The organism is Microcoleus sp. BM001215392 (genome assembly GCF_036700185.1).
In the GTDB taxonomy this organism is placed as follows: domain Bacteria; phylum Cyanobacteriota; class Cyanobacteriia; order Cyanobacteriales; family Microcoleaceae; genus Microcoleus.
In genome coordinates, this window is record NZ_JAUBOJ010000311.1 from 1,772 (window position 1) to 9,592 (window position 7,821).

6 protein-coding genes are annotated in these 7,821 nt (G+C 43.6%); 2 read left to right on the forward strand and 4 right to left on the reverse strand.

The window, feature by feature from the left end:
• Positions 1-226: 226 nt before the first annotated feature.
• The 3 genes from QT974_RS25715 to QT974_RS25725 form a co-directional block, all read right to left on the reverse strand.
• The gene (locus QT974_RS25715) at positions 227-898 is read right to left on the reverse strand and encodes an SOS response-associated peptidase (RefSeq protein WP_333471245.1); all 672 of its coding nucleotides are present in this window, start codon (positions 896-898) and stop codon (positions 227-229) included.
• Positions 899-1,332: 434 nt separating this feature from the next.
• The gene (uvsE, locus tag QT974_RS25720; RefSeq protein WP_333471246.1) at positions 1,333-2,259 is read right to left on the reverse strand and encodes a UV DNA damage repair endonuclease UvsE; all 927 of its coding nucleotides are present in this window, start codon (positions 2,257-2,259) and stop codon (positions 1,333-1,335) included.
• Positions 2,260-2,523: 264 nt separating this feature from the next.
• The gene (locus QT974_RS25725) at positions 2,524-4,176 is read right to left on the reverse strand and encodes an ABC1 kinase family protein (RefSeq protein WP_333471247.1); all 1,653 of its coding nucleotides are present in this window, start codon (positions 4,174-4,176) and stop codon (positions 2,524-2,526) included.
• A gap of 269 nt (positions 4,177-4,445) precedes the next feature.
• Here QT974_RS25725 and QT974_RS25730 point away from each other — a divergent pair, with 269 nt between their 5' ends.
• Together QT974_RS25730 and QT974_RS25735 are read left to right on the forward strand one after the other, a co-directional pair.
• Entirely contained in the window at positions 4,446-5,660 is a 1,215-nt protein-coding gene (locus QT974_RS25730; protein ID WP_333471248.1) for an AAA family ATPase, read from the forward strand.
• 1 nt (position 5,661) lies between these two features.
• The gene (locus QT974_RS25735; RefSeq protein WP_333471249.1) at positions 5,662-6,372 is read left to right on the forward strand and encodes a hypothetical protein; all 711 of its coding nucleotides are present in this window, start codon (positions 5,662-5,664) and stop codon (positions 6,370-6,372) included.
• A 122-nt stretch (positions 6,373-6,494) separates the two neighbouring features.
• On the opposite strand, the gene QT974_RS25740 is transcribed toward QT974_RS25735, so the two are convergent.
• On the reverse strand, positions 6,495-7,556 hold the full coding sequence (locus tag QT974_RS25740) for a mannose-1-phosphate guanylyltransferase (protein WP_333471250.1): 1,062 nt from the start codon (positions 7,554-7,556) through the stop codon (positions 6,495-6,497).
• Between the last annotated feature and the right edge of the window lie 265 nt (positions 7,557-7,821).

Below are 7,821 nucleotides of genomic sequence, written 5' to 3' on the forward strand. Positions count from 1 at the left end.
TGAGCGCCAATTTCAGCAAGCAAAGTATCATAAAACTTGGCTGCACGTTCAAGATTGTTTGTGCCGACTGTAACGTATCCGATCATATTTTTTGTCCTTTCTGTGATGTTAAGATGAAGAAAAGTCTTTAAGGAAATCACAACAGAGTTTAACTGTAATGCTCCTCGACTTCTTAGTCGGCGTCGGGCGGACTTCGTGTGTGTAGACGCGGTTTCAACCGCCGAGTTTATTCTATGGCTTGAATGCACTCGGGACTGTCTTTGCTGGGACTGTTGACGATCGCACTTACGGCATTTCCTATCATGGCTGCTGGATCGTAGGGCTTTAACAGTGGCAAAACTTGCTGAGCATTTTTAATTGAGGGGTCAAGCCACTCTTCCCAATCACTTGCGGGCAAAATCACCGGCATTCGATCGTGCACGGGTTGCACTGTTTCATTAGCAGCAGTAGTAATTATACTGCAAGATACAATCTTTTCTGCTTCGGGAGATTCCCAATTTTCCCACAAACCGGCAAACGCAAAAGGTTCGCGGTTTGCCATTGTAAAATAGTAAGGCTGTTTTTTCTTGCCCTGCGGTTGCCATTCGTAGAAGCCGTCAGCGACGATCAAACACCGCCTGTGCTTGATGGCGCTGCGAAAAGCTGGTTTTTCTGCTACAGTTTCCGATCGGGCATTAATCGTATGGCTGCCTATTTTCATATCTTTTGCCCAACTTGGAATCAAACCCCAGCGCATAAATTGGAACTGTCGCTCAATTTTTTCGGAATCGACTGTGACGGTAGCAATTGATTGAGTTGGAGCGATATTGTATCGCGGTTTGATGTCGGGAACTTCCGAGAGTTTGAAGAATTCGGCGATGATTTTAGCTGGAGTATTTAAAGTGAATCGTCCGCACATAATTTATAGTTGGTATTAACGCGGTTTTTTCTCAAGTCCGTCAGTCCGGCAGGGGTTTAAACCCCTGCCTCAAAGCTAAAGTCGGTTGAAACCGACTGAAAATTTTGACGGAAATCTATATCTATTTTAGTCCTCTTTTAGAGGACTTTAGCTATGAGACAGGGGTTTTTAACGGGTGCATCCCATTTTTGCAAATATATCCGTAGGGGCGAAGCATTTCGGCAATAAATCTCTGGTTCTCACTAATAAATTTTATGCCGAAATGCTTCGCCCTTGCCAAATAGAGATGCACCCTTTTTAACCCCTGTCGGACTGTCGGACTCAACCCGTTTCTTGTCTTGTATTTTGAAAAAGGTAGATGGAAATTTACCCTTGGGTGGGGGCGGGTTTTTGAGATTATTCGTATTAAGCCGAGATGGTTGGCGAACCCGCCCCTACGAGACACTGCTAAATTCTGGAATCTTTGCAGCTAGCCATTCTTTACGCAACTTGTCAATAGCTAACTCTTTGAATTTAGCTTCTACTTCAATCCAAGGAGCATCATAATAACAATTGGGCATATCTGCAATCAAGTCGCTGTGGCGCGGATCGGCAAAAAATTCTCGCCCGTTTGATATGTGCACTAATTGCCATTCTGGAACCCGCCAAGTAGTCTTTGCTGCTGCTAGCATTTCGGCGACATTCGGATCGTCGTAAGTTTCTAAATGTTCGTGAATGACGTGGTGGTGCGCGTCAAAAACCAGCGGTACTGCGGTATCGAGACACACTTCTAAAAGTTCTGAGGTACTGTAAGCGTATTCGTCGTTTTCAAAGGTTAAGCGCGATCGAATGGATTCGGGTAAATCGCGGATGACTGATTTGAGTTGCGAAGTACGATCGCCCTTACCGCCGTGAATGTTCATCAGCGCCCGGGAATCTCGGGGCTGTTGCAACATATCCATAATTAAAGCATGAGTCGCCAGAATTTTAATGCTGTTTTTCACAACATCCGGCTTGTCGGAACTGAGGACGACAAATTGATCGGGGTGGAGTACCAAACGGATGTTGAGGTCAATTGCGCGAGATCCCACTCGGTGCAATTCCTCACTCATCGAGCGCAGCACTGCTTCCCCCAAATCAGTATCTGCAAAAGGGAAGAGTGCAGAAGTCATGCGATACAATTTAATGTTATTTGCGTAGCAGAAATCTATCGCTTTGTCAAGTCTTTTTAAGTTGTCTGCATACAACTCGCACAACACTTTTTCTTGTTCAATTTCTGTTAGCTGCAACAGCCGTTTCCGCGTGACCGTGCGGAAACGAACTTCATTGGAAGCCGTAATGCAGACCAATCCTAATTCTGGCTGTTTTTGACTTGATAACACTTGGTTAATATTGCTCCTTCCAATAATATCTAGCTTTAATCTTATTTTAACATAGGTTCGATCGTTCGGACTTCAGTCCTGAATTTGGAGGGACTTGCATTCCCCACTACAAACTTGAAGATAGCATAGGTTTGTAGTAAGGACTTTAGTCCTGAATTTGGAGGGACTGAAGTCCGAACGATCGAACCTTAATTCAACATAGGTTTGATCGTTCGGAATGCAAGTCCTTAATTTGGAGGGACTGAAGTCCCCACTACAAACCTTTCATCCCCGCAAACGCCCCGATCGCATAATGCTAATAATCAACCAAAAACCCAAAAAACTCGCCGCCCCAAACAAACCGTTGCTCAAAAAAGATAGCTGAGCAGTTTGCGCGTTAGAAGAAATAATTGCCGCCCCGACAATCAGCGAACCTACGACAATACTAAAAGAAAGTCGGTTCGCAGAATCACCCACAGTGCGGCGCAGCGGATCGAGTTCTTTGATGCTCAAGTTCCACTTCAAAGTTTCTGAAGTAACCCGGTCTAAAAGCACTTCCACCTGTCGCGGAGATTGCAAAGATAAACTTTTTAGATCCAAAGCCGTTCTCAGCAGAGCTTGCACCGGGTCATCTCCCAATAACTGACGCCGAAACATATCGGTCATCAGCGGTTTTACCTGCTCTACAATATTGAATCTGGGATTAAAAGAGCGCGCCAGTCCTTCCAAATTAGCTAAAGTTTTTGCATACAAACCGAGATTGCTGGGTAGCCTAATTTTATTTTTTCTGGTAATTTCCAGCACTTCATAAAATATTTCCGACAAGTTCATTTGCGACAAGCTGACATTGTAATACTTTCGCAGCATTCGAGCTAAATCGTTTTCGAGAACAGCTAAACTTTTAGGTTGAGCAAATTCTGCCATTTGCAATGTTAATTGAGCGCAGCGCTGAGCGTCTAAATCGACAATTGACAGCAACATTTCTGTCAGATTCTGTTGGGTGCGCGGGTCTAATCGGCCGACCATACCGCAGTCTAGCAAAGCTATCCGGCCGTCTTTGAGATAAAATAAATTGCCGGGATGCGGGTCGGCGTGAAAGAATCCGTCGATATACAACTGTTGGAAGAAAACGCGGCAAAGTAGGGTTGTAATTTCTTCGCGTTCGGCATTGATATCTCCTTTGTGACCAATTCCTTGCAAATCCCCTAACAAAATTGGCACTCCGTTCAGCCATTCCATTACTAAGAGTTTTTTGGTGGTCAACTCCCAGTGAATTTCTGGTAGCACAACTTGTTTGGGGTCAAACCATTTACTTTTAGATAAGTTGGTACGCAATTCGTCGGTGTAGTTTGCTTCTTGAATGAAGTCTAATTCTGCACGCATGGCGATCGCAAATTCTTCGGCTAAGGCGACAATATCGTATTGTTGACCGAAGTCTGTGAGCATGACAAGTTCTGCTAAACCTCGGAGCACGGCGATGTCTTGTTCGATGACAATATCGATACCTGGGCGCTGAACTTTCAGGGCGACTTCGCGGCCGTCTTTTAAAGTAGCTTTGTGCGTTTGGGCGATCGAACCTGCGGCGATCGCCTGAGTGTTAAATTTAGCGAAGGTATCTTCGATCGACTGTTTGAGTTCCGTGCGCACGATTGCTTCTACTTCCGACCACGGTACGGGCGGTACTTCGGCTTGTAGAGTGGAGAGAGTTTCGATGTAGGCGGCCGGTAACAAGTCGGGGCGGGTACTCAGCAATTGCCCCAATTTGACAAATACTGGGCCTAATTCAACCAGGATGTTGCGCAGAACTGCGGGAGTTGGGAGACTGGGGGCGTCGGTTTTGCGGCCGGTGAGGAGACTTTTCATGTAGTCCCAACCGTTGCGGAAGACGACCTCTAGAATTTCTCCCTTGCGAGAAGTGTTTTGAACTAGGCTGAACACGTGGCCTCCGGGTCGATCGGGTTTAAGGGCTATATAACTACTAGGATAGCGCTGTTAACCAAGCTGACCTTGGTCTTGAGGAATAACTTTGAAGGGTGAGGGAGACTGGAGGGGGGAAAAGGGCGATCGGGATGAAGCCATTACTCCCGATGGTATTATGGACTCTATGGTCTAGAGTTTTATGAATGGTATGTTACCAAAAAGTATCGATCGGGGTTTCCTCACGTTGACCCTTAATTAGTTTACTGTGCTACAAATTAAATTTACCTATGAGTATTGAACTTGTATCGGCTAACATTAAAAACTTTAGGAGCTTAGGCGATCTCACATTGAATTTTAAAAATTTAACCATTTTAGTGGGCTGCAATTCTAGCGGAAAGTCTAATTCTTTACAGGCGTTATCGATGCTCAGCTTGATGCTAAAAATTGGTTCTCCCCCCCCTGTGGAGTTCATGCAAAGATTCTTGAGATTTGGGGGAAATAAAGATATTACTTTTTCTATTACTGTCAAAGAAGCTAAGAAAATAGCCAATTATACTGTATCTGTGGCTCTAGAAGAAGGGAAATCATATTGTTCGCGCGAGCAACTTTTGATAGGTAGATATAAAGTAATAGACATTAAAAATGGCGTGGGTAAAGTGCGAGATGAAAATGGGAAAAATGCTCAAAACTATCAATCTAAATCTGGCTATTTAGCATTAAAGTCTGCCGGTGATTTTGGGAACAGACCATTTACTAGCAGACTTGCAGAATTTATCATAAATTGGAACTTCTACGATTTAGATCCTGAGTTGATGAGAGGTAGTCCTATGTTTGTAATTGACGACAATATTGTAATGGACAGAGAAAACATTCCCAGTCTGGGCAGCAGAGGTAGGGAAATTGAAGATGTTTTGATACACTGGGCTGATAAAGATCTAGAGAAGTTTCAATTAGTTAGTCAAGAACTTAATGATTGCATGGGGATTAGATTAAAATTTGAGGAAGGGAATAAAGTATCGGACAACGGTAGTGTGGCGATTGATTTATCTAACCTTAGAGGAATAAAAATCAAAGTATTGGAAAAAGGTAGTTTAGAGATTCCTTTATCCAATATGTCAGATGGTACTCTCCGAATTATGGCTTATTACGTGTTACTTCATCAAGATCAGCTACCTACACTGATTGGGATTGAAGAACCTGAACGCAATCTTCATCCAGGACTGCTAAGAGAGGTTGCATCTGTAGTAAAAAGACTGTCTCAAAAAACACAGGTAATTATTACAACTCATAGTTCCCAGTTACTTGATTGTTTCAATTTGGATGAAATAAACTCAGATGTTTCTGTACTGCTTCTAAGCAAAATAGATGACGTTGGAACACAGGCTTTTCCCGTAGATGAGTTAGGGAAGAGTCGGGATGATTTATCTGAATGGATGAGAGACTTTGGAGTAGGCAGTGCAATTTATCACAGTCATCTACTACAAGGAATTTTAGAACAATAGTATGAGTAATATTCTTATCTGGGCTCCAGAGTCAGATTTTGATAGTAAAACTGTTTGCTGTATAGCTAAGAAGATTGTTCAATACTATGACTCCAATATAACTGTTTCGGATAGTTCTAAAATAGCTTTCAATCAAGCCATCAAAAAAACCGGAGGGGATGGTTTAAAAAACGCAGTTGATATTTATCTTAAAAACAGCGAATTAGTAATATTTTTGCTTGATGCAGATGGCGTACAATCAGAAGCTAAACGATTGCAAGAACCTAACTCTCTCATTAACAGAATTAAGAAAGTTGTAGAACAATCTCAAGGTAAAGCTTTGTTAATACTCATACGTCAAGAACTTGAAGCTTGGTTATTAGTTGACTGTCTTGGCATTTGTTGCTACTTTACAAAAAATCTCGGAACTAGAAACGATCCGAAATGGGAAAAGTTTGCTAAAAAATATCAAATAGGTCAAACAGATTTGATAATTGAAGCTGAATCGGGAGGGAAAAATGCTAAAGAGTATTTAGTTAATTTTTCTAAAGATATTGTCAAAAAGATAAATCCTAAACTGAAAGATAGAGATTTAAAAAAACAGCAATATTCTGAGAATGACTCAGATAAAGTTGCCGAGAAACTAGAGATTACCGATCAAACGATCGCCCGAAACAACTCATTAAGTGAATTTGCTCAACATTTTAAGAAGAAAGTAGATTCTAATGAATAAGTGGGCTTTTATTCGGTTCAGTCCAGAAGTTCGTAGTAAAAACTTTAGTCCTTGTGGCTTTGTTGAGTAAGAAAGGACTGAAGTCCTTACTACGAACCTGTTTTTATAGTGCGGTGCAGCCCTTACAATAAATGTTTCAACTTTTCATCTTCTCCCAACACCTTGATGACCTGTTTTATCTCCTGCGTCCTGTCTTTTTTCACAATCAAAGTCACATTCCCATCTCTGACAACGACGACATCTTCTAAACCAATGGTGACGATGACTTCATTCTCATCCGCTGCATAAAAGATAGCGTCCTTGGTATCAATTCCGATGTGTTTTGCTAACTCGACATTCGGCTTGTCTCCTTGTAGCAAACGGGCGATCGCATTCCAATCACCTAAATCGTCCCAACTAAAGCCTACAGGCAAAACACAAGCTTTTTGGGTCTTTTCCATCAGCGCGTAATCGATGCTAATTTTCGGCAATTCCGAATAAGCAGCGGCGCCTTTTGCTTCCAAAGCTGCCATCATTTCCGGTAGATAATTTCGCAATTCTGTCAAGACAGTGCCGACTCGAAATACGAATATTCCGCCATTCCAGCTAAACTTGCCACTGTTTACAAATTCCTCAGCCGTGGCGCGATCGGGCTTTTCGGTAAATCGGGCGACGCGATAAGCTGGAAAACCGCCAAAATTGCCAATTTCCTCGCCTTGTTCGATGTAGCCGTAGCCAGTGGAAGCATAACTCGGCTTGACTCCCAAAGTGGCGATCGCACTTTCCTTTCTCGCCAAATCAGCAGCCGCCTCCAAAGTCTTAATAAACTCCTCGGGTTCCCCAATCCAGTGATCCGCGGGGAAAAAACCAACAACCGCATCCTCACCGTAACGCTTCGCAGTTTCTATCGCAGTCCAAGCCACCGCCGGCGCAGTATCTCGGCCTTCCGGTTCCGCCAGCAAATTCTCCGGAGGTAGCAGCGGCAGTTGTTCGCGCACTCCCGCAGCCAGCATTTCGGATGTTACTACCCACAAATCTTCCCAGCCGTTACCTAATGTTAATAGTCTTTCCGCTGTAGCTTGCAGCAAACTCTTGCCGCTACCGTCGAGACTCAAAAACTGTTTGGGGCGCTGCTTGCGGCTGAGCGGCCAGAAGCGTTCGCCTTTACCGCCGGCGAGGATTACGGGAATTAAGGTTCTACTCATGGTTTAAAGTTTAAACAGTTCACGTCAATTTTGCTTTGATATCGGTAGCTACACGGCAATGCCCATTAGTCTCAATTTAAGACTAAAACTCCTGATAAATCTCGTTTGTAGCCGAGGCCAGATCCCCCTAAATCCCCCTTAAGAAGGGGGACTTTGAGAAGAATTCTCTCCCCCTCCCCGAATCATTGCGGGGACTTTGGCTGCTTCTTGTCCCCCCCTTCCTAAGGGGGGTTAGGGGGGATCTGGCCTCATCGCCAAACAGCAG